The sequence below is a fragment of the Sagittula sp. P11 genome (genome assembly GCF_002814095.1).
In the GTDB taxonomy this organism is placed as follows: domain Bacteria; phylum Pseudomonadota; class Alphaproteobacteria; order Rhodobacterales; family Rhodobacteraceae; genus Sagittula.
The window spans coordinates 232,420-251,491 of record NZ_CP021914.1; the positions used below are offsets into that span (position 1 = coordinate 232,420).

Genomic DNA, 19,072 nt, shown 5'->3' on the forward strand with positions numbered 1-19,072 from the left:
TCGGAAATCAAAACTGGAAGGAGGTCGGTCTTATATGGCTGATATCATGGGAGAATACGTTGATCGGTTGGTGACCGTGGAGATGCGGAACCGCGGCATGAATCACAACATCATCGCTCCGATCTACGAAGAGGCGCGGCGCGAGGGCGGTGGTCGGCCCATCAGTGCCCGGGCCGCCGAGGCCCTTGTCGAGCATGTCGGCGAAGGCGACGTCGTGCTGATCGTCACCGGCGCCGGCTACGCTCCCGAAGTCCCCAACGGCGAAAGCGACGGACCGCCGGGCGCCGTGGCGCTGGCCCGCGCCCTTTACTGGGGCCTCAAGGCGGTGCCGGTCTACGTTTCCGAAGTCTGCCATGCGCCGCCGGTGATCGCCTCTTCCAATGCCGCGGGCATCATGATCCGGGACTATGAGCTTGCCACCACCCGCCGGATGGGCGCCGCGATGGTGACCGCCCCCGAAGACCAGAGCGAGATCGACGCATGGGCCGATGAGCTGCTGGAGCGGACGCAGGCCAAGGCGATCATCTCGATCGAACGGCTTGGCCCGAACGAAAGCGGCATCGTGCATTATTCGACCGGCGTCGCACCGAAGAACTGCGTGAACGTCGCCCCGCTTTTCGACAAGGCCGCCGAGCGCGGCGTTTTGAGCATCGGCATCGGCGACAACGGCAACGAGATCGGCTTTGGCCGGATCCACGCCTTCATGCAGGATTTCCACCCCTACGGGCGCGAAACGCAGACCGACAAGCCGGGCGGTGCGATCACCGTCACCGCGACGGACATCTTCCTGCCCGCGTCGATCTCAAACTGGGGGGCCTACGGCATCGCCGCGATGCTGGGCTTCCTGCTCAAGGACAAGGAGCTGCTTCAGGATCCGGAACTGGAAAAGCGTATTTTGCGGGCCTGCCTGGACGCCGGCGGCTGGGAAATGCGCTACTGCACGTCGCGGTTCATCGTCGACGGTGCGGAAGGCGAGAGTTCCATGGCGATCGTCCAGCTCTTGCGCGACATGATCCGCCTGAACATAGCCGCCCCTGACCGGGGTCTGTCCCATGGGAAAATGAAACAGGCAACAGTCTGAGTGTCCCGCCCCGGGGCGGGAAAGGCCGGCGGACGCCCGGCCTCGCCCCGGGGCGGATTTGGAAAACCCCGGTGACAAGGGGTGCAAAGAAGAACCCGAAAACGAAAAACCCGACAGCGGAGAACATCAACAATGACAATCTCAAAATATCTATGCGGCGCAGCCCTTTGCCTAATCCTGCCTTTCGCGGCCTCGGCTCAGGATCTGCCGGAAACAGAGCTTTCCGTCATCGGTTCGCCGGTGAACTCGCCGAACTGGACAAACGTGCTTGAGCCGTTCTGGAATGAAACCGTACCCGCCGACAGCGGCAACAAGATCACCGCGAATGCCGTCAGCATGACCGACCTCGGCGCCAAGGGCCCCGAATTGATGCGCCTCGCGGGGTCCGGCGTGGCGGACATCGTGGCGGGCAGCACGACGCTGATTTCAGGGGAGCTTCCCGAGAACGACGCCATCGATCTTGCCGGTCTCACGCAGGATCTCGATACGCTTCAGAAGGTGATCGCGGCCTACCGTCCGGTACTGGAAGAGCGGTATCGCGATCAGTTCGGCGTTGTGCCGCTTGGCTTCTGGCCGACCGGCGCGCAGGTGCTGTGGTGCGCGACCGAGGTTTCCGGACTGGACGATCTGGCCGGCAAGAAGATCCGGGTCTTTTCGACCACCACCTCGGCCCTGATTGCCGCCGCCGGCGGCACCCCTGTCACCATGTCCTTCAGCGAGATTGTCCCGGCGATGCAGCGGGGCGTCATCGACTGCGCGATCACCGGCAGCAACTCTGGCAACAATGCCAAGTGGAACGACGTCGCGACCCACCTCTTCCCCATCACCCTCGGCTGGGGCGTGAACTTCATCGTTGCCAATGCCGACAGGTGGGACGGGCTCGACCCCGAGGTGCGCGCGTTCCTTGAGCAAGAGATCGAGACCAAGCTGGAGCCCGCAGGCTGGGAGATGGCCCGCATCGCCACCGACCAGGGCATCTGGTGCTCGGTCGGCGATGATCGCTGTGTCCCTGAATCGACTGCGCCGCGCAACCTGACCAAGGCCGACATGACCCTCGTCGACCTGACCGATGCCGACCGCGAGACGCTCAAGACCCTTGTCGCTGAGCATGTCATGGCAGAGTTCACCGCCGCTTGCGGTGCGGACTGCGTGCAGCGCTGGAACGAGACGGTCGGCGCAGTTGTCGACATCGAGCTCGAAGCCGCGCAGTGAGCGGTCGCTCTTCCTGCCTGCCTTCCGACAAGCTTGAACGGCTCGCTCGGATCGCGGCAATCGGCAGCGGAGTCCTTCTCTTGGGGTCCGCTGCCCTCATGACCTTCGAGGTTCTGGCCCGACGGCTTTTGGGTCACAGCATCATCGGGGTCGACGAACTGGCGGGCTACGCCTTCGGCATCGCCATGGCCTGGGGCTTTGCGCAGGCCTTGTTCATGCGCGCCCACATCCGGGTGGATCTCGTCTACCTCCGGCTGCCCATGAAGATGCAGCGGGTGCTGGATGTGGTCGCCATGGGCGCCTTTGCCGGGATCATCGGGATCCTCGTCCGCCATGCGACCGGAACGCTGCTGGAGTCCCTGCGCCTTGGCGCACGGGCCAGCACCCCGCTGAACACGCCGCTCTGGATTCCGCAGTCACTCTGGTTGATGGGCCTGATCTTCTTCCTGATCTGCCTCCTGGTGCTTCTGTTCGACCTCGTGGTGGCGATGCTGCGGCGGGACTACGCGCTGGCCGCGCGGCTTGGCGCCTCCGAGAGCGCGCTGAAAAGGATGTGACATGCAACTGGCACTCTTTCTTCTCTTCCTGCTGATCGCCTTGGGCCTGCCGATTGCCGCCGTGCTCGGGCTGCTGGCGGTTGCCCTCGATCTGGCACTGTCCTCCTTCCCGCTGCAGCGCGCCTTCGGAGAGATCGCGTGGTCGCACAGCATCGACTTCGTTCTGATCGCCATCCCCATGTTCATCATGATGGGCGAGATCATGCTGCGCTCGCAGATGGCGGACCGCATGTATCGCGGCGTCTCCGCTTGGATCGGCTGGCTGCCCGGCGGTCTGATGCACGCCAACATCGGCGCCAGCGCGCTCTTCGCGGCCACCTCCGGGTCCAGCGTCGCGACGGCCGCCACCATCGGCACGACGGCGATGCCGCAGGTGGATCGGCACGGCTACAACGAGCGGCTGTTTCTCGGCAGCCTTGCCGCGGGCGGGACGCTGGGCATCCTGATCCCGCCCTCCATCAACATGATCATCTATGGCTTCCTGACCGACACCTCCGTTCCGCGCCTCTTCGTCGCCGGGCTGGTGCCGGGCATCCTGCTTGCGCTGATCTTCGTGGTGACGATCCTGACCCTGTGTCTGATCGTGCCGTCATGGGGCGGCCAGAAGGCGCCCATGTCGCGCGAACGCCTGTGGCGCAGCCTTCCGGACCTCGCGCCGCCGCTGGGCCTGTTCCTCGTGGTGATCGGTTCGATCTACGCCGGCTGGGCCACCCCAACCGAGGCCGCATCCATCGGCGTGATCGCGGCGCTCGGGCTGGCGGCGATGTATCGCGAACTGAGCTGGCCCATGCTGGTCGAGGTCTTCATCGGCACCATTCGCACCTCGTCGATGATGATCCTCATCACCCTGCTGGCCTTTCTGCTGAACTTCGTGATCGGGGCGACCGGGCTGGTCTCGTCGGTCAACACCTTCGTCAGCGGACTGGACTGGAGCCCGCTTGCCACCCTGCTGGTCATCCTGTGCGTCTACCTCGTGCTGGGCATGTTCATGGACACCCTCGCGATGATCGTGCTGACCATCCCGATCGTGACGCCCATCGTCGTGGGACTGGGCTACGATGCGATCTGGTTCGGGGTCATGATGGTGCTGGTTGCCGAAACCTCGGTGCTGACGCCGCCCATCGGCATGCTGTGCTACGTGGTCCACGGGATCCGCGGACGGGGCGAGTTGCAGGACGTGTTCATCGGGGTCGCCCCCTTCATCGTCGCCCTGATGGTCATGATCGGGCTGATGATCTCCATGCCGCAGCTCGCGCTCTGGCTTCCGAACCTGCTGTACTAAGGGGCGCAGGCTCCGAATGAAGGCTGATCCCGCTCCGGTCCTTGTAGCCGGGGCGGGATCATCGCGTTTCCGGAGGACGGTCCGCCATAGGGGAGCCGCCATGGAGACACGGGTCTCGGGCCAGCCGATGTCCTGCGCCTCGACAGGAAAGGCCCGCAACTCTTCGCCCCTGCCCTCCTCTTGGAACGAAGAAAAGGCCCGCGGCAGTGCTGCCACGGGCCAGGGCTTTGACACCGGTCTTCAGGTCAAGGCGCTGTCAAAGGGCCTCGAGCACCTCCGAGAGCATGTCGTTCTTCGCGCGGAAGTCCGCACCGAGATAGCCCGCCAGCAGCCTGATCCCGGCCTCGTGCAACTCCATCGGGGCGCCTTTCGCCCGGGCAAGTGCGCAAAGCGGCACAAGCCCGAAAGGCACGTCCTCCCAGATGTAGCGCGTGTCGAGGCTTCGGGGGCCCAGCGTTCCGGGGGCGCGCCGAAAGACCTGCCCGGCCATCTCGGAGACGGTGCCCGGGGTCAGGCCGGGGAAGGTCATCAGGTAGTGGTCATGCACGCTGCGGACCTCGAACCCATAGCTTTGCGCCAGCGCCAGCCGTTCCGTGTCGAGGTCCTCGATCAACCGGCCCACGGCGGGGGTAATGCACTCGTAGTTCTCCCAGGACTCGCCGCGCTCGATGCGGGTGAGGTTCGCGATGGCGTTGGCCAGGTGGATCTGGGGATTGAGGTTGCTCAGACCGATCCGCAGGACATCCCCCACATACCGGAAGCGGGGGCCGAAGAGCGTGACGCAGAGCGCAGTGGCCTCTTCGGCGTCCTCGAACCCCGCGCTGGCCATGTCGACCGTGTCGCGCAGTGTGCCTACGCGGATACCGCCGTCGTTGCGCTGCGCCGTGGGCACGGTCGTCGACCACGAAACGGTGCGGACAGAGCGGCCCTGAGCGGCAATGGCCCCGCGCAGGTAGACCGAGGCATAGGACAGTTCCGCGCTGAAGATCACCACCTGCTCGGGGCGAAGGTGCGGCACCAGCGCATCCAGCGCCGCCCGATTGCCCTGCGCGCAGCGGGCCATCACCAGAACCTCGGCGAAGGCGGCGGCCTCTTCGGCTCCGGCAACCTGCTCGATCCGGTGGTCGCCCTCGATCTCTCCGGTGAAATGCTCCACCCCGGACCCACTCCGGCTTTGCGACCAGAGCCGCACGTCATGCCCCGCCTGCTTCAGCAGCGCGCAATAGGTCAGGCCGACGGGGCCGCCCCCGACAACAGTTGCTTTCATAGTCTCTCCTCCGGCCGGGAAGCCGTCTTGGTTTTCAGTTTGTTGGAAAGGCTTCCGGGAAGAAGGTCTTCGGCAGGAACATGAAGACCGACGGAAGGAAGATCACCAGCAGGATGATCCCGACGGTGATCAGCACGATCGGCAGAACGGCGCGGAAGGCCCGGGGCATGTCGACCTCGCCGATCTGTGCGGCGATGAGCAGGCAGATGCCGTAGGGCGGCGTCGTCAGACCGATGGCCAGCGACAGGCAGACCACAAGGGCGAGGTGGATGTCGGGGATCTGCGCGACCAGCCCCAGTTCCTTGATGATCGGCAGGAAGATGATCACCGCGGTCATCGGGCTGAGCACGGTGCCGACGATCAGGCTGAAGATCATCAGCATGATCAGCACGCCCCAGTCCTTCTGCGAAACGGACGAGATGAACTCGGCGATTTCACGTGCAACCCCGAGGTAGGAGATCAGCCAGCCCATGATGCCAGCGGCGGCCACGGCGAACATCGGCAGCGAGTAGGCCACGACGGTTTCGCAGAGGATACCGAAGAGCGCGCGCGGATTCACCGTGCGGTAGATCGCGACGGCCAGCACCAAGCCGACAAGCGCGGCGATGGCCGAGGCTTCGGTGGCGGTGAACATCCCGCTGGTGATGCCGCCGAGGATGATCAGCGGGATCAGCAGCGCAGGGGCCGCGCGCTTGGCGGTGTCTCCCCGCTCCTTCCACGGGATCCGCACGGTGTTCACCACCCCGTGCCGCGAGGCGACGTAGTAGGTGTATCCCATCTGGCCCAAGGCGATCAGGATGCCGGGCAGGATGCCCGCCATGAAGAGGCCCGCGATGGAGACGCTGCCGAAGGCGCCGTAGATCACGAAGAGGATCGAGGGCGGGATGATCACCCCCAGTGTCGACGAGGTGGCGGTCAGCGCCACGGCGAAGGGGGCCGGGTAGCCCGCTTTCTTCATGGCCGGGATCATGATGGCGCCCACGCTGGCGGTATCGGCCGCGGCCGAGCCCGACATCGAGGCGAACATCATGCTGACGAGCACGTTGATGTGGCCCAGCCCGCCCTTGATGTGGCCGACCATCGACTGCGCGAAGGTCATCAGCCGGTCGGTGATGCCGCTGTCGTTCATCAGCCGCCCGAGCAGCAGGAAGAAGGGCACCGCGAGAAGCGCGAAGGAATTGATGTTCGACAGCATCTGGTTGACCACCGAACTGGCCGGCAGGCCGAGTTGCAGGACGGTGACAAGCGAGGCCAGCGCGATGGCGAAGGCAATCGGAACCCGAAGCAGGATCAGGAACAGGAAGCCGGCGATAAGGGTGATGATGGGGATCATGTCGGTCAGGCCCTAGCGGTCGGAAGAGAACAGCCGGGTGGCGGTCCGGATGATCAGCTCGATGGCGAACAGCATCATGGCGGCTCCGGCCACGGCGATCACGACGTTCTGGTAGAACATCGGGAAACCCAGCGAGAAGGAATAGCGGCGCCAGCTCATGTCTGCGTAGCTCCAGCCATTGACCATGAGCACCCAGATCACCGGGAGGCACAGGACGAGGGCAAGGAGTGCAAGCGCGAGATTGGAGCGTTCGAAGTGGGCGGGCAGGATTTCCACGACGTAGTGGACGCCTTTCCGGAAGCCCACGGCAGCGCCGAGGAACACGCTCCAGACGAAGCAGAACATCGCGACCTCATCGGTCCAGACGTAGCTGCCCGGCAGCAGGTTGCGCGAGAGGATCTGGAACAGAACGCAGAGGATGAAGATCAGGAAGAACGTGCCGCCCGCGACGTAGCACAGGCGTTCGATCCCGGAGTTCAGTTTGGTGAGCATGGCCGGTCCCTTCGGCGAAGAGGCACCGGGCGGCGGGGAGGAAGCCGCCGCCCGGATCGCGTCAATCAGTCGATGTTGCGGATTGCGTCGAGAACTTCGGAGGCCCCGATCTGTTCGGCGACCTCGTCATGCAGCGGGCGGACGACCTCGATGAAGGGCGCCTTGTCGACCTCCGAGAGGATGACCTGACCGGAGTCGACCAGCGGCTGGAGAAGCGAGCTGTCATACTCGATGCCCTTGTCGATGCCGACCACGGCTGCCTTGGCGGCGGCCTCGCGGAAGATCGTCTTGTCTTCGTCCGAAAGGCGATCCCAAGCGATCTGGCTGATGGTGATGTGGCTCACCATGAACTGGTGCTGCGTCGTGGAGTGATAAGGCGCCACTTCGTAGAGCTTGTTGCCGACATAGGCGCTGATGGAGCTTTCGAAGGCATTGGCCACGCCGGTCTGGAGGGCGGTGTAAAGCTCGGTGAAGGGTAGAGAGATCGGCTGCGCGCCACTGGCCTCCCACATCACGGCGTCCAACCGCGAGCCCGGGACCCGCATTTTCATGCCGGCCAGATCGTCGATGGAGGCGACCTCCTTCGCGTTGTTGGACAGGTTGCGGATGCCCCCGCCGGTGAGGCCCAGCAGCACCAGCCCGTTGCCCGAGTCCTGATAGACCCGGTCGAAGTAGCCGACGACCGGCCCTTCCGGATCCATCGCCTTGCGGAAGACCTCGATGCTGGGAAACAGGTAGCTGATGCTGAAAAGCTGGAACTCGGGGAAGAAGGGGGTCGCTTCCTGCGTGCCGCCGATCAGCAGGTCGATGGTGCCGAGGCGCATTTCGTCCAGCGCGGTGGCATCCCGTCCCAGCGTGGCGCCCGGGAAGATCTCGATCTCGATCCGCCCGTCGGTGGCCGCCTCGACCTCGGCCTTCAGCGTTTCGGCGGCGTCCAGCCACGGATGCGGGGGGTTGCCCTGGGTGGACAGGCGAAGGGTTTCGGCATCGGCGGTTCCGGCGAGGCCAGCCGCGACGGCGCAGGCGGCAAGGGCGCCCATCATTCGGTTCATCATGTCTTCTCCACTGTCGGAACGTGTTTTTCGTGACCCCGCAGGGATGCAGGGTGTTGCAAAGGCTGACAATCCGTTGTGATAATGTCCAATACAAACTAGTGATCTTATCATGCACTGGTGTTATACTAGGCCGGAGACGCCCCCACCGTGGTACATGTGACCCTCCGTCAGATCGAAGCCTTCCGTCATCTCATGGAGAGCCGGACCATGACCGGCGCGGCGGAGCGGATGTCGATCAGTCAGCCCGCGATAAGCCGCCTCATCGCGGACCTCGAGGCCACCCTCGAATTGCAGCTCTTCGAGCGATCCGGGCCAAGGCTGCGCGCCACGACCGCGGCCCTGCGACTGGTCTCTGAGGTGGAGCGGGTGTTCCTTGGACTCGACCATGTGGAGGCGGCGGCGCGGCGCATTCGTCGTTTCCCATCAGACCCTTACAGGATCGCCGCCCCGCCCTTCCTGTCGAGCGGCTTCATGGCGCGGCTGGTGGCCCGGGTGACCGCAGACCTGCCGGATCTGACCGTAAGCCTGCATACGGATACCTCGCACGCGATTGCCGAACAGGTGTCCCGGGGTGAGCATGATTTCGGTCTCTGCACCCTCGCCACTTCGGTGCAGGACGTCACCGTGGCCCACCGTGTGACCATCGGCACGGATTGCGTGGTGCCTGCGGATCACCCTCTCGCGACCAAGGCGGTGATCCGCGAGGTCGATCTGGATGGAGAACGGATTTTCGTGCTGGGCCGAAGCGGCGCCATCAGGCCGCAGATCAACAGCGTCTTCGAGCGCGCCAACATCCAGATGCGGATCGTGGGCGAGGTGCTGCACGCATCCTCCTGCGCCTCCTTCGTGGCCGAGGGGCTGGGCATCGCGCTGATGAACACGATCTCCGCGCGGACCTCCGTCGTCGCGGGAACGCGGATCGTGCCGTTTTCCCCTGCGATCACTCAGGATTTCTCGGCCATCGTCCCCAAGCGGGACAAGTTCGCGGACGTGACAGAGGCGTTCCTGTCCCACCTCCCCGGTGTCGTCGAAGACTTCACATAGGGGAGTTGTCACGGGTTCTGCGCAATTTCCTTACTTTCGGGAGACCGAGCTACCGTTTCCGTTCCGGAAAGCACTCCGGAGACCGGATTCTCTTAACTGGTGCGCCTTGTAATGCTGCGATGCAGCATTACATGTGACTCAACGCAAAGAGAAACGCTAAACACTCCCGAAAGGAGCCCTGACATGGCAAAGCAGAACCAGAAATCCGCATCGAACGAAATCCAGAGCATGTTCGATCCGAAGAACTACCAGGACTTTTTCAAGACATGGGCAAAAATGAACGAGCGTTTCACCTCGATCATGGTCGATGCTGGCCACCGCTCCATCAAGATCACGTCCGAGACGGCTAACGAGGCCCTGTCGAACTTCCGCGACGCAGCACAGGTTCAGGACGAACCGGCGCATTACGCGCAAGCCTACAGCACCTTGATGCAGCAGCAGATTGAACTTGCCGGACGCGCCATGCAGTCCTTTGGCGAAGAGAGCCAGAAAACCGGGTCCGCGGTTGCCGAACTGACGTCCGAAGAAGGCAACGCGATTGCCGAAAAGGCGACCGAGAACGCCGAACGTCTCGCGGAAAAGGCGAGCTCGGCCGCGAAGAAAGCGGCCTGAGTTCCATCACGCGAAAGCGTTGCCCAATAAGAAACGGCGGATCCGAAAGGGTCCTCCGTTTTGCTTCTAAGAGAGCCCCGATGCCGGTGCCATCAACCTGACAATTGGACTCCGACAGGGAACAACCGCTCGCTCCGCACACCCGCAGAATGGTCTAGCCGCTCTGAAGTGGTCCATAACCGATCGGATCAGTGCAGGGCCACGATCCGGGAGGGCCCGCCTGACCCGCCTGCGACCTTGGGCGCTCCGACGAACACGTACGCCCCGGAGGGCGCGATCTCGTCCATCGACGCAAGACACTCGACGCCCCACCGCCCGGAGCCCAGCCAGTCGTAGTGGACGGGGAAATCACCTGAAGCGAGGCCGCGGTCCAGCGACAGCGTGTCCACCGCGATCCCCCTGACCGAGCGCTCCTCGATCAGGAAGCGGGCGGCTTCGGCGTGGAAGCCGGGTGTGTGGTTCTTACCCTCGGCGTCGAGGCCCGTGTATTTCTCTGTCGTGAGATGGGCTGCCCAGCCCGAGTTCATGGCAACACAGGCGCCTTCGGGGATTTCACCGTGCTGTGCTTCCCACGCCGCGATGTCGTCGGGGGTCAGGTAGGCGTCGGCATCCGCGGCCGCCTTGGCCCGGATGTCGATGATTGCAAGCGGGCAGAGCAGGTCTGCGACCGGGATCAGGTCTACGCTGTTGCCGTCTTCGGAGAAATGGAGCGGCGCGTCGATGTGGGTGCCGGTGTGCTCCATCAGCGTCCAGCGGTTGAGGTTGACCCGATCCTTTTCCCAGGTGACGGGACGTTCCATTTCGAACCACCGTTCGCCGGAGAAGGTCGGAAACCCTTCGTAGAGCGTATGGCTCATGTCGGTGATCTTGCTGAAACTGAGGGGACCGGTATCTGTCGCCGCAGACGCAGGACGGGCGCCGCCGGCAAGGGAGCCGGCACCTGCCATTGCAGCGATTCCAAGCGTGAAGCCGGATTTCAGGAGACCGCGGCGCGTGGCCTTTTCACAGACCGCGTGAAGGCAATTCGGAGGGCACATTGGATTTGTCCTTGTATGATGGGGTAAGGAAGATGAGCGGCGGGATGCCGCGATCCGCACCCGCAGCCAAGGAACGGCTACGGGTGTGGCAACAGGCATGGCGGTCAGAGACCGTTGATCGCGTCCAGCATGCCCTCGGGCCAGGACTTCGACAGTGGAGAGTTCAGGTACTGCTCCTGCGCGTGGGACTGGAACGCCGCGACATCGGGCGTGTACACCTTGAGCCCCTCACCTTCGAAGAACTCGATCAGCTCGGCTTCCTGGTTCAGGTATTGTTCGTCCGACCACGCGACGGCCTTTTTCGCCGCCGCGCGCATCCGCTCCTGCTGTTCGGGAGTCAGGGCGTCGAAGACTTGCGACGAGACGAGGATAAGGCCGATCCCGACATTGTGGCCGGTCAGCACGATCTGGTCGGTGACCTCGTAGAATTTCATCTCCTTGTCGTTGGGCAACGGATTGTCCTGACCGTCGACCACGCCGGACTGCAGCGCGGTGTAGAGCTCGGCATAGGGAACCGGAACCGGGTTCGCCCCCAGCGACTTGCCGAGGAATTGCCAGCTTTCGCCGCCGGGCATCCGCAGTTTCACGCCGGACATGTCGGCGGGGGTGTTGATCTCCTTGTCGCCGCGCAGGTTGACCTGGCGGGTGCCGTAGTAGAGTGGGGTCAGGATCTCGACGCCCAGCTTATCGCGGGCGATCTGGCGCAGCTGTTCGCCGACCTCCGAGTCGAAGACCGCCTTGAGGTGCGCCTGGTCGCGGATCACATAGGCTGCGCCAAGGATGTCGAACTCTGGCGCCTGCTGGGCGAGGTCGGAGGGCGGCAGGCTGGCCATCTGAATGTTGCCGCGCTGGATGCCCGTCAACTCAGTGCCCTGCTTCATCAGGGTCGCGCCATAGTATGGCTTGAAGTCGAACTCTTCGCCGATCTCCTTGGCGAAGATATCGACGAGGGCCACGTTGCGCGGCGCCTGCTGCGGGTTCACGTCGGAAAAGATCAGCTCGATCTTGTCCTGAGCCTGCGCGGCCCCCGTGAGCATCGCCACCGCAAGCGCGGCTGACGCGAAAGTCCTGAGTCTATTGTGGATCATCATGTCCTCCCTTGGTGATCGTCAAAGTGCAAAGCGGTTCTCCGGCACCCCCTGCCCCGCGCCTTCTATTGCGAAGACGCTGCCGGCCAGCGGCTCGACGTCCAGTTGATCGGGCGACAGGAACTTGAAGGCCGAGGTGACGTAGAGAGTGCGGAATTCGGGCCCGCCGAAACACAGGCAGGTCGGGTTGGTTACAGGCAGCGCGATTTCGCGGTCGATCCTTCCGTCAGGGGCGTAGCGTACGACCCGGCCACCGGCAAAGAAGGCCTGCCAGAGGCAGCCATCGGCATCGACGCAGGCACCGTCCGGCCGGTCGCCGGAGGCGGAATAGTCGGCGAAGACTTCGCGCCCGACGATGGTCTCCCCTGCCTCGTCAAGTGCGAAGCGCCAAGTGATGTAGCGGCGGGTGTCGGTGAAGTACATGTGCCGTCCGTCCGGATCGAAGGCGATACCGTTCGACACGATCACGTCGTCCAGCATCTGCGTGGCGGTGCCGTCCGGATCGACCCGGTAGAGTGCGCCCAGCCCCTGGCTCAGACCATTGTCCATCGTACCGATCCACAGGCGTCCGCGGGTATCGACCCGGCCATCGTTCAGCCGTGTGGCGGGCATCTGCTCGCCGGGGATGGTGGCGAAGGATCTGGCCGCACCGCTTTGCGGGTCGATCAGCACCAGGTCGAGGTCACGCGCGGCGAGCAGACCGTCGGACCCTGTCAGTGCGAGCGAGCCGAAGTAGATGCCGGGCTGTTCCAGCGCCACCGCTTCGCCGGTGGCGGGGTCCAGCCGCCAGAGCGTCGGCTGCTCGATGTCGATCCACCACAGGCAGTTGCGACGCGCGTCCCAGAGCGGGGTCTCTCCCAGTTGGGCGGCGACTTTCTGGACGCATTCGACCTTTGGTTGTGTCATGCGCTTCATCCCTTGTAGCCCAGCATCCGGGGCAACCAGAGCACGAAGTCGGGCACGAATGTGATGATCATCAGGGCCACGACCAGGGCGAAAAGGAAGGGCACCAGGTCCCGGACGATGCGTGCCAGTGGCTGTTTGGTGATCGTGGACACGATGAACAGCAGCAGTCCGTAGGGCGGCGTGATCAGCCCCAGCATGGCGTTGACCACGCAAATGACACCGAAGTGCACGAGGTCGATCCCAAGCGACTGGGCCGTCGGGATGAAAATCGGAACGATGATCAGCAGGATCGCCCCGGACTCCAGGATGCAGCCCAGAACGAGGAACAGCGCGTTGATGGCCAGCAGGAACCCGACGCGGGACAGCTCGTACTGGCCGAGGAAGGCTGCGAGCGAGTCCGGCACGTTCTCGCGGGTGACGACGTACTGGAAGGTCAGCGCCCCCGCGATGAGGATGCCGACGGTCGCCGTCGAACGGGCCGAAGCCAGCAGCGTCTCGTAGAACTGCCCCAGTCTGACCGAGCGATAGACCACGACCGAGATCGTGAGCGCGTAAAAGGCAGCCACGGCGGCGGCCTCTGTCGGGGTCATCACGCCGCCGTAGATGCCGCCCAAAAGGATGACCGGCAAAAGCAGAGCGGGAATGGCGCGGAAGGTGACACCGGGCATGTCGCGCAGCGAAACCACCTCGTCTACGGAGAAGTTGCGGCGATGGGCGATGACGGCGTTCATCACCATCAGCACCACCCCCATCAGGAGACCCGGCGCCATGCCGGCGGCAAAGAGGTAGCCGACAGACTGGTCGGAGACGAGCGCGTAGAGCACCATGGGGATCGACGGGGGGATGATCGGCCCGATCGTGGCCGAGGCGGCGGTGATCGCAGCGGCGTAGGACGCGGTGTACTTGCCGTCCTTCGTCATCATGTTGATGATGATCTTGCCCATGCCGACCGCATCCGCGACGGCAGAGCCCGACATACCTGAGAAGATCAGCGAGGACACCACGTTGACGTGTCCCAGGCCGCCCTTGAACCGCCCGACGAGCGCCTGCGAAAACTGCAGCAGCCGGTCCGCCAGAGAGCCGATGTTCATTATGTCGGCCGCGAGGATGAACAGCGGGATCGCCAGCAGCGTGTAGCTGTTGAACAGCCCCTGCAGGAGCGTCTCTGAGGCGATGGAGGGGTCGAACCCTTTCATGATCAGGTAGACGGAGGACCCGCAGATCATGGACAGGCCCATCGACAGGCCGCCGAACGCCAGGAAGGCGATCAGCAGGATCGAGACGAGAAACGGATCAGTCATACTCGTGGGTTCCGGCCGATTGGGTTGTGTCGAACGCCGGCCCGGAACCGGAAATGCCGCGCCAGATGCTGATGAAGCAGCGCAGGATCACGGAGAGCGCGAAGGGCATGTAGATCGCGAAGACCCAGTCGAAGGGAATCTTCATGTAGGCGGTCTTCTCGATCGCCATGAAGGTGACGTAGTCCCACACGTAAGGCAGCGTCCAGATGAAGATGCCCGCGCAGATGGCCCCCGTCACGACATCCATCGCCCGCCGTCCGCCGCGCGGCAAAAGGTTGTAGAGAATGTCCAGCCGGATCACCTCGGATTCGCGCACGACAAAGGCGTATCCGAACAGGATGCCCCACAGCCACGCGATCGACACGAACTCCACCGTCCAGCCAAGCGGGAGGTTCAGCAGGTAGCGGAACACGATCTGGATCAGGAAGCTGACGAAGAGTGCGCCGAGGATCAGCGCGAGAAAGTTCTCGGCTCGCGCACCGAGCCATCCGATTGGTTTTCGCAGACGGTCCATCCTGCCCCCGGTGGTGAAAGGTGTCGGGTCCGGCCGAAACGGCCGTCTCCCCGTTATCTGGCCTCAGAGGCCGTTGATCTTTTCGAGCCGCCTCTCGGGCAAGTCCGCGGAATACTTGGAGTTCCTGAACGCCTCGAGCACGTGGTTGCGGAAGGCCTCCCTTTCGGGTTCGTAGACCTTCAGCCCCTGTTCCTTGAAGAAGGTCACCAGTTCCGCCTTCTGGGCGATGGTGTCGACATCCAGCGCAGCCTGGAACTCGCGCACGTCCTGCGCCACCGCGGTGCCGGCGCCGATTCCGGCAGCCATCAAGGCTGCCAGCCCTGCCACCTTGAAGTTCCTCATGATCCTACGCTCCTCCCAGTTGCGCTTCGTGGACGTCAGGACGCCCCTAACCGAACGAACCGAATGCCTCCCGCATCCGGTCGGTGTCGGGCTTCTCTCTCTTGAAATGTTCTTGGACCCGCGCGGGCTCGCAAAGCGCCATACCGAAGACGGGCGGGACGGTGCGCTTGTACCGACGAGGCACGTCCAGCCATTCAAAGCCCTCTGCCCCGAGACTGTCCGAGGCACTCGCCGGAACGTTGCTCTCGTCCGCATCGACCGGGACGTGGCCAAGCCGCAACCCGACCGCTGCCGTGATCGCGCGCGGTGACCGAAACGGGCCGATCCCGCGGCTCATGCGGGCGATTGAACGCCCGCGACCGACAACCGGGCCGGTCTGCAAGGGAGCGGCAAACGTCACGAAACTCCTCCTGTCCATGGCGGGTTCTCTGACCGCTTGACGTGAGAATGTTCGTGACGGTTAAATATGTCAACCTTTTGTACCAGATCGTTAAAAGTGGGTGCGGCGATGCGAGATCCACGGGCATTTCCGCGCGCCTTGCCTTGCGGTACACGGGGGCGTTGGCCAAGGATCGAAGGAGAGACGGCACCATGGGGGATGCACCTTCCCACCCGCGCCCGGGCGAAACGCAACGCGGTGGCTGGAAACAGGATCCCGATGCCGTGCGCCGCAACATCCTGCAGGTCGCGCGCACCGTCTTTGCCCGGCAGGGCCTGTCGGGCGCGCGGGTCGATGAGATCTCGGCCAGCACGAAGACGTCGAAGCGGATGATTTACTACTACTTCGGCGACAAGGAGGGGCTCTACCGCGCCGTACTCGAGGACGCCTATGCGCGGATGCGCGACGACGAGGCCGCCCTGGACCTGCGCGCCGTGCATCCCATGACGGCCCTGCGTCAGCTGGCGGAGTTCACCTTCGAGCACCACCGGCAGGACCCGGACTTCGTGCGACTGGTGATGATCGAGAACATCCACGGCGCCGCGCATATGGACTCGTCCGAGATCCTGGCCGGGCAGAACAGTTCGGCGATCCTGCTGCTCGAGGACATCTACCAACGCGGCTGCGACGCCGGCCTGTTCCGGCGCGGGCTGACGGCGCTCGAGCTGCACTGGCACATCTCGGCTCTGTCCATCTTCAACATCGCCAACCGCGCGACCTTTTCGCGGATCTTCGGCAATGACCTCTTTACCGAGCGTGGCCAGCGCATGCTGTGCCGCCATGTCGGCGACATGATCCTGGGGCTCGTGATGAAGCCCGGACTTTCCGCCGAGTTCGACATGCCAAGACCCAAGGAGGAGGCACGCACGATCAACCCGGGTATTTTCCGATTTCTCGACGTATGGGACAGCAAATGGGCCACGCTCGCACCGGGGGCGACCCCCGCCGAGCGGCGTACGCACTTCGAAAGCATCGCGCGCGACATGCGCCTGCCGACACCCCGCGAGGTCGAGACCGATGACGAACACTGGATTGACAGCGACGGCGGTCCGGTGCGGGTGCGGGTCTTTCGTCATGACAGCGGAGGCACGCAGCCTGCACTGATCTACATGCACGGCGGGGCATGGATGCAAGGCAGCCCGGAAACCCATTGGGACATCACCGCGCGGCTTGCAGCGTGGAACCGGCAGACCGTGATCTCGGTCGACTACGCCCTGGCGCCGGAGCATCCCTTTCCGGCGGCCTACCTTCAGGTGCTGTCCGTGGCGCGATGGGCCCATGCGGAAGCGAACTCCCTGGGGATCGACCCTGCGCGCATCGCCATCGGAGGCGACAGCGCGGGCGGCAACCTTGCCGCTGCCGCGGCGCTGGCCTGCCGTGACGAAGGCGTCCCGATCTGCGCCCAGCTTCTGATCTATCCGGCCTGCGACTTCGACCAGTCCCGCCCCTCTTACGCCGAGAATGCCGAGGGGCCCCTCCTGAAGGTCGCGGGCATGGCGGCGACCCACGCGCTCTACTGTCCGGACGAGGCAACCTTGCACGGCGATCCGCGCGCAGCGCCTCTGGCGGCCGATAGTCATGCGGGCCTGCCTCCTGCCTTCATCGCTGTGGCACAGAACGACCCTCTGCGCGACAGCGGGCTGGCCTATGCCGAGGCGCTGACGGCTGCAGGCGTCGATGTCGAGGTCGACCGCGGAGAGGGGCTGATCCACGGCTATCTTCGTGCCATGGAATACTGCCCTGACACAGAAACCAGCCTCCGCCGGATGGCTGGCTGGCTGCGCCGGATCACGGGATAACGAGACCCTCAGACTCAAAATACAGCGGCGCCGGGATACGGCGCCCCTGCCCCATCGCCCAGCACGCGGGTCGATGCGGGTTTGCGTGGGGGTGATTCCTGATATATCTTCCAAAACACCCTACGATTCTAATTTCGTAGGGCATTATGGGAGGAAAAATGCTAAATCTCAATCGTCGGCTCGTCTGTGGTTTCGCCGCTGCGGCCATGGCCCTTTTCCCTCTTGCCGCCGCAGCGCAGGACGCAAGGGAACTCACCTTCTCGGCGGTGTTCACACAGAACGACATTCGCGCGGAGATGATGGAACAACTGAAGTCCGCGGTGGCGGATAGCTTCGACCTCCAACTGTACTACGGCGGAACGCTGTTCGCGCAGGGCACGGAGCTTGTCGCCATTCAGCGCGGCAACCTCGACATGAGCAACGTTGCGCCGCAGGACATCGCCAAGCAGATCCCCGCGTTCTCGATCCTGACCGCCGCTTACCTGTTCCGCGATGCCGAGCATCTGAGCACCTTCTTTGCCAGCGAGGCGGGTGCAGAGATGGTGGCGATGGCCGAGGATCAGCTGGGCATCCACATCCTCGGTCCGACCTATTTCGGCACACGTCAGGTGAACCTCCGCGGCGACAAGGAAATCCGTACGCCCGAGGACATGTCCGGTGTCAAACTACGGATGCCGGGCGGTGACGCATGGCAGTTCCTGGGCGAGGCGCTTGGCGCCAACCCGACCCCGATGGCATATTCAGAGGTCTATACCGGCCTTCAGAGCGGCGCGATCGACGGGCAGGACAATCCCTTCCCGAACGTCGAGAACATGAAGTTCTACGAGGTGACGGACCAGATCGTGCTGACGTCGCATCTTGTGGCCTTCGATTTGCTGGTGATCTCCAGCCGCGTCTGGGACGAAATGACTGAAGAGCAGCGCACAGCCTTCCAGTCCGCCGCGGACGAGGCGATTGCCTGGAGCACCGAACAGCACCTTGCCCGTGAGGACGAGCTGGCCGCGTTCTTCGAGGGCGAGGGGCTGAAGATCTACGAGCCCGACCTTGACGCTTTCCGCAGCCATGCGCAGACGAAGTACCTCGAGTCGGACCTTTCGGCAGACTGGCCCGAGGGGATGCTGGACCGCATCAACGGCCTCTGAGTCCACGCCCATCGACCACACCAAGGATCAGACACCCGGCACGCCTTTCGGCGTCCGGGTCCTTCGTGCCAACGAGGAAACTCATGCGATGTCAAAGCCGATCTATATCCTGAACGGCCCGAACCTGAACCGGCTGGGCGTCCGCGAGCCGGAGATCTACGGCCACACTACGCTGGCCGAGGTCGAGGCGCTTTGCCGAGAGGCCGTGGGTGCCCGACCGCTCGAGTTCCGGCAGACCAACTCCGAAGAGACGATGATCGACTGGATTCACGAAGCCACGGACAGAAGCGCGGGGATGATCATCAACCCGGCCGCCTTCACCTTCTACTCGATGGCGATCATGGACGCGCTGAAGATGTTCGGCAAACCGTTGATCGAGTACCACATTTCGAACATCCACAAGCGCGAACCGATGTATCACAACTCACTGGTGTCGGGCGTCGCGACTGCAGTACTGGCAGGGCTTGGCGCCAAAGGGTACGTGCACGCCGTCCGCATCCTGATCGAGATGATCGGCGAGGACGCCTGAGTCCCGAAGAGACCTGACGGCAGGGCCCCGTTTGAGGCCC

20 protein-coding genes are annotated in these 19,072 nt (G+C 63.9%); 9 read left to right on the forward strand and 11 right to left on the reverse strand.

Features of this window, described 5'->3' with window-relative positions; translation table 11 throughout:
• Positions 1–34: 34 nt before the first annotated feature.
• From CDO87_RS23090 to CDO87_RS23105, 4 genes are all read left to right on the forward strand, one after another.
• Entirely contained in the window at positions 35–1,081 is a 1,047-nt protein-coding gene (locus CDO87_RS23090) for a glutamate cyclase domain-containing protein (RefSeq protein WP_100931259.1), read from the forward strand.
• Between the two features lie 132 nt (positions 1,082–1,213).
• A complete protein-coding gene (locus tag CDO87_RS23095; protein WP_100931260.1) occupies positions 1,214–2,293 on the forward strand; it encodes a TRAP transporter substrate-binding protein in 1,080 nt (359 codons plus the stop codon).
• An 80-nt stretch (positions 2,294–2,373) separates the two neighbouring features.
• The gene (locus CDO87_RS23100; protein ID WP_157815093.1) at positions 2,374–2,850 is read left to right on the forward strand and encodes a TRAP transporter small permease subunit; all 477 of its coding nucleotides are present in this window, start codon (positions 2,374–2,376) and stop codon (positions 2,848–2,850) included.
• A gap of 1 nt (position 2,851) precedes the next feature.
• Positions 2,852–4,132, forward strand: a complete 1,281-nt coding sequence (locus tag CDO87_RS23105) for a TRAP transporter large permease (RefSeq protein ID WP_100931262.1) — start codon at positions 2,852–2,854, stop codon at positions 4,130–4,132.
• A 256-nt stretch (positions 4,133–4,388) separates the two neighbouring features.
• Here CDO87_RS23105 and CDO87_RS23110 read toward each other — a convergent pair whose 3' ends face one another.
• The 4 genes from CDO87_RS23110 to CDO87_RS23125 form a co-directional block, all read right to left on the reverse strand.
• Positions 4,389–5,399 (reverse strand): NAD/NADP octopine/nopaline dehydrogenase family protein, encoded by a 1,011-nt coding sequence (locus CDO87_RS23110; protein ID WP_100931263.1) that lies wholly within the window; start codon positions 5,397–5,399, stop codon positions 4,389–4,391.
• A gap of 34 nt (positions 5,400–5,433) precedes the next feature.
• Complete coding sequence (locus CDO87_RS23115) at positions 5,434–6,732, reverse strand: TRAP transporter large permease (protein ID WP_100931264.1); 1,299 nt, start codon at positions 6,730–6,732, stop codon at positions 5,434–5,436.
• A gap of 12 nt (positions 6,733–6,744) precedes the next feature.
• Positions 6,745–7,224, reverse strand: coding sequence for a TRAP transporter small permease (locus CDO87_RS23120; protein WP_100931265.1), 480 nt, complete (start codon positions 7,222–7,224; stop codon positions 6,745–6,747).
• A gap of 65 nt (positions 7,225–7,289) precedes the next feature.
• Positions 7,290–8,279, reverse strand: a complete 990-nt coding sequence (locus tag CDO87_RS23125; RefSeq protein WP_100931266.1) for a TRAP transporter substrate-binding protein — start codon at positions 8,277–8,279, stop codon at positions 7,290–7,292.
• A 147-nt stretch (positions 8,280–8,426) separates the two neighbouring features.
• Here CDO87_RS23125 and CDO87_RS23130 point away from each other — a divergent pair, with 147 nt between their 5' ends.
• Entirely contained in the window at positions 8,427–9,323 is an 897-nt protein-coding gene (locus CDO87_RS23130; RefSeq protein WP_157815094.1) for a LysR substrate-binding domain-containing protein, read from the forward strand.
• Between the two features lie 183 nt (positions 9,324–9,506).
• Positions 9,507–9,935: a phasin family protein gene (locus CDO87_RS23135; protein ID WP_157815095.1), complete on the forward strand. Its 429-nt coding sequence runs from the start codon at positions 9,507–9,509 to the stop codon at positions 9,933–9,935.
• 188 nt (positions 9,936–10,123) lie between these two features.
• On the opposite strand, the gene CDO87_RS23140 is transcribed toward CDO87_RS23135, so the two are convergent.
• The 7 genes from CDO87_RS23140 to CDO87_RS23170 form a co-directional block, all read right to left on the reverse strand.
• The gene (locus CDO87_RS23140) at positions 10,124–10,972 is read right to left on the reverse strand and encodes a cyclase family protein (RefSeq protein ID WP_100931269.1); all 849 of its coding nucleotides are present in this window, start codon (positions 10,970–10,972) and stop codon (positions 10,124–10,126) included.
• 104 nt (positions 10,973–11,076) lie between these two features.
• Complete coding sequence (locus CDO87_RS23145) at positions 11,077–12,060, reverse strand: sialic acid TRAP transporter substrate-binding protein SiaP (protein WP_100931367.1); 984 nt, start codon at positions 12,058–12,060, stop codon at positions 11,077–11,079.
• Between the two features lie 21 nt (positions 12,061–12,081).
• Positions 12,082–12,966 carry an SMP-30/gluconolactonase/LRE family protein gene (locus tag CDO87_RS23150; RefSeq protein WP_100931270.1) on the reverse strand — a complete coding sequence of 295 codons (885 nt, stop codon included), beginning with the start codon at positions 12,964–12,966 and terminating at the stop codon, positions 12,082–12,084.
• A gap of 5 nt (positions 12,967–12,971) precedes the next feature.
• Positions 12,972–14,267 (reverse strand): TRAP transporter large permease, encoded by a 1,296-nt coding sequence (locus CDO87_RS23155; protein WP_100931271.1) that lies wholly within the window; start codon positions 14,265–14,267, stop codon positions 12,972–12,974.
• The gene (locus CDO87_RS23160) at positions 14,260–14,781 is read right to left on the reverse strand and encodes a TRAP transporter small permease (RefSeq protein ID WP_100931272.1); all 522 of its coding nucleotides are present in this window, start codon (positions 14,779–14,781) and stop codon (positions 14,260–14,262) included. The genes CDO87_RS23155 and CDO87_RS23160 overlap by 8 nt, the downstream gene beginning before the upstream one ends.
• A 63-nt stretch (positions 14,782–14,844) precedes the next feature.
• Positions 14,845–15,123 (reverse strand): hypothetical protein, encoded by a 279-nt coding sequence (locus CDO87_RS23165; RefSeq protein WP_100931273.1) that lies wholly within the window; start codon positions 15,121–15,123, stop codon positions 14,845–14,847.
• 46 nt (positions 15,124–15,169) lie between these two features.
• Positions 15,170–15,523 carry a hypothetical protein gene (locus CDO87_RS23170; RefSeq protein ID WP_157815096.1) on the reverse strand — a complete coding sequence of 118 codons (354 nt, stop codon included), beginning with the start codon at positions 15,521–15,523 and terminating at the stop codon, positions 15,170–15,172.
• 191 nt (positions 15,524–15,714) lie between these two features.
• Between CDO87_RS23170 and CDO87_RS23175 the strand changes: the two genes are divergently transcribed.
• The 3 genes from CDO87_RS23175 (at position 15,715) to CDO87_RS23185 (ending at position 19,032) form a co-directional block, all read left to right on the forward strand.
• On the forward strand, positions 15,715–17,361 hold the full coding sequence (locus CDO87_RS23175; protein ID WP_100931275.1) for an alpha/beta hydrolase fold domain-containing protein: 1,647 nt from the start codon (positions 15,715–15,717) through the stop codon (positions 17,359–17,361).
• A 158-nt stretch (positions 17,362–17,519) separates the two neighbouring features.
• Complete coding sequence (locus CDO87_RS23180; protein ID WP_100931276.1) at positions 17,520–18,503, forward strand: sialic acid TRAP transporter substrate-binding protein SiaP; 984 nt, start codon at positions 17,520–17,522, stop codon at positions 18,501–18,503.
• Between the two features lie 88 nt (positions 18,504–18,591).
• The gene (locus tag CDO87_RS23185; protein WP_100931277.1) at positions 18,592–19,032 is read left to right on the forward strand and encodes a type II 3-dehydroquinate dehydratase; all 441 of its coding nucleotides are present in this window, start codon (positions 18,592–18,594) and stop codon (positions 19,030–19,032) included.
• The last annotated feature ends 40 nt before the right edge of the window (positions 19,033–19,072 follow it).

Bases quoted from the DNA above. Each gene is read 5' to 3' on its own strand.
- CDO87_RS23115 (WP_100931264.1), bottom strand. From the start codon at position 6,732: ATGATCCCCATCATCACCCTTATCGCCGGCTTCCTGTTCCTGATCCTG.
- CDO87_RS23140 (WP_100931269.1), bottom strand. From the start codon at position 10,972: ATGTGCCCTCCGAATTGCCTTCACGCGGTCTGTGAAAAGGCCACGCGC.
- CDO87_RS23095 (WP_100931260.1), top strand. From the start codon at position 1,214: ATGACAATCTCAAAATATCTATGCGGCGCAGCCCTTTGCCTAATCCTG.
- CDO87_RS23180 (WP_100931276.1), top strand. From the start codon at position 17,520: ATGCTAAATCTCAATCGTCGGCTCGTCTGTGGTTTCGCCGCTGCGGCC.
- CDO87_RS23090 (WP_100931259.1), top strand. From the start codon at position 35: ATGGCTGATATCATGGGAGAATACGTTGATCGGTTGGTGACCGTGGAG.
- CDO87_RS23165 (WP_100931273.1), bottom strand. From the start codon at position 15,123: ATGAGGAACTTCAAGGTGGCAGGGCTGGCAGCCTTGATGGCTGCCGGA.
- CDO87_RS23125 (WP_100931266.1), bottom strand. From the start codon at position 8,279: ATGATGAACCGAATGATGGGCGCCCTTGCCGCCTGCGCCGTCGCGGCT.
- CDO87_RS23155 (WP_100931271.1), bottom strand. From the start codon at position 14,267: ATGACTGATCCGTTTCTCGTCTCGATCCTGCTGATCGCCTTCCTGGCG.
- CDO87_RS23145 (WP_100931367.1), bottom strand. From the start codon at position 12,060: ATGATCCACAATAGACTCAGGACTTTCGCGTCAGCCGCGCTTGCGGTG.
- CDO87_RS23105 (WP_100931262.1), top strand. From the start codon at position 2,852: ATGCAACTGGCACTCTTTCTTCTCTTCCTGCTGATCGCCTTGGGCCTG.
- CDO87_RS23150 (WP_100931270.1), bottom strand. From the start codon at position 12,966: ATGACACAACCAAAGGTCGAATGCGTCCAGAAAGTCGCCGCCCAACTG.
- CDO87_RS23185 (WP_100931277.1), top strand. From the start codon at position 18,592: ATGTCAAAGCCGATCTATATCCTGAACGGCCCGAACCTGAACCGGCTG.
- CDO87_RS23135 (WP_157815095.1), top strand. From the start codon at position 9,507: ATGGCAAAGCAGAACCAGAAATCCGCATCGAACGAAATCCAGAGCATG.
- CDO87_RS23175 (WP_100931275.1), top strand. From the start codon at position 15,715: ATGGGGGATGCACCTTCCCACCCGCGCCCGGGCGAAACGCAACGCGGT.
- CDO87_RS23160 (WP_100931272.1), bottom strand. From the start codon at position 14,781: ATGGACCGTCTGCGAAAACCAATCGGATGGCTCGGTGCGCGAGCCGAG.
- CDO87_RS23120 (WP_100931265.1), bottom strand. From the start codon at position 7,224: ATGCTCACCAAACTGAACTCCGGGATCGAACGCCTGTGCTACGTCGCG.
- CDO87_RS23110 (WP_100931263.1), bottom strand. From the start codon at position 5,399: ATGAAAGCAACTGTTGTCGGGGGCGGCCCCGTCGGCCTGACCTATTGC.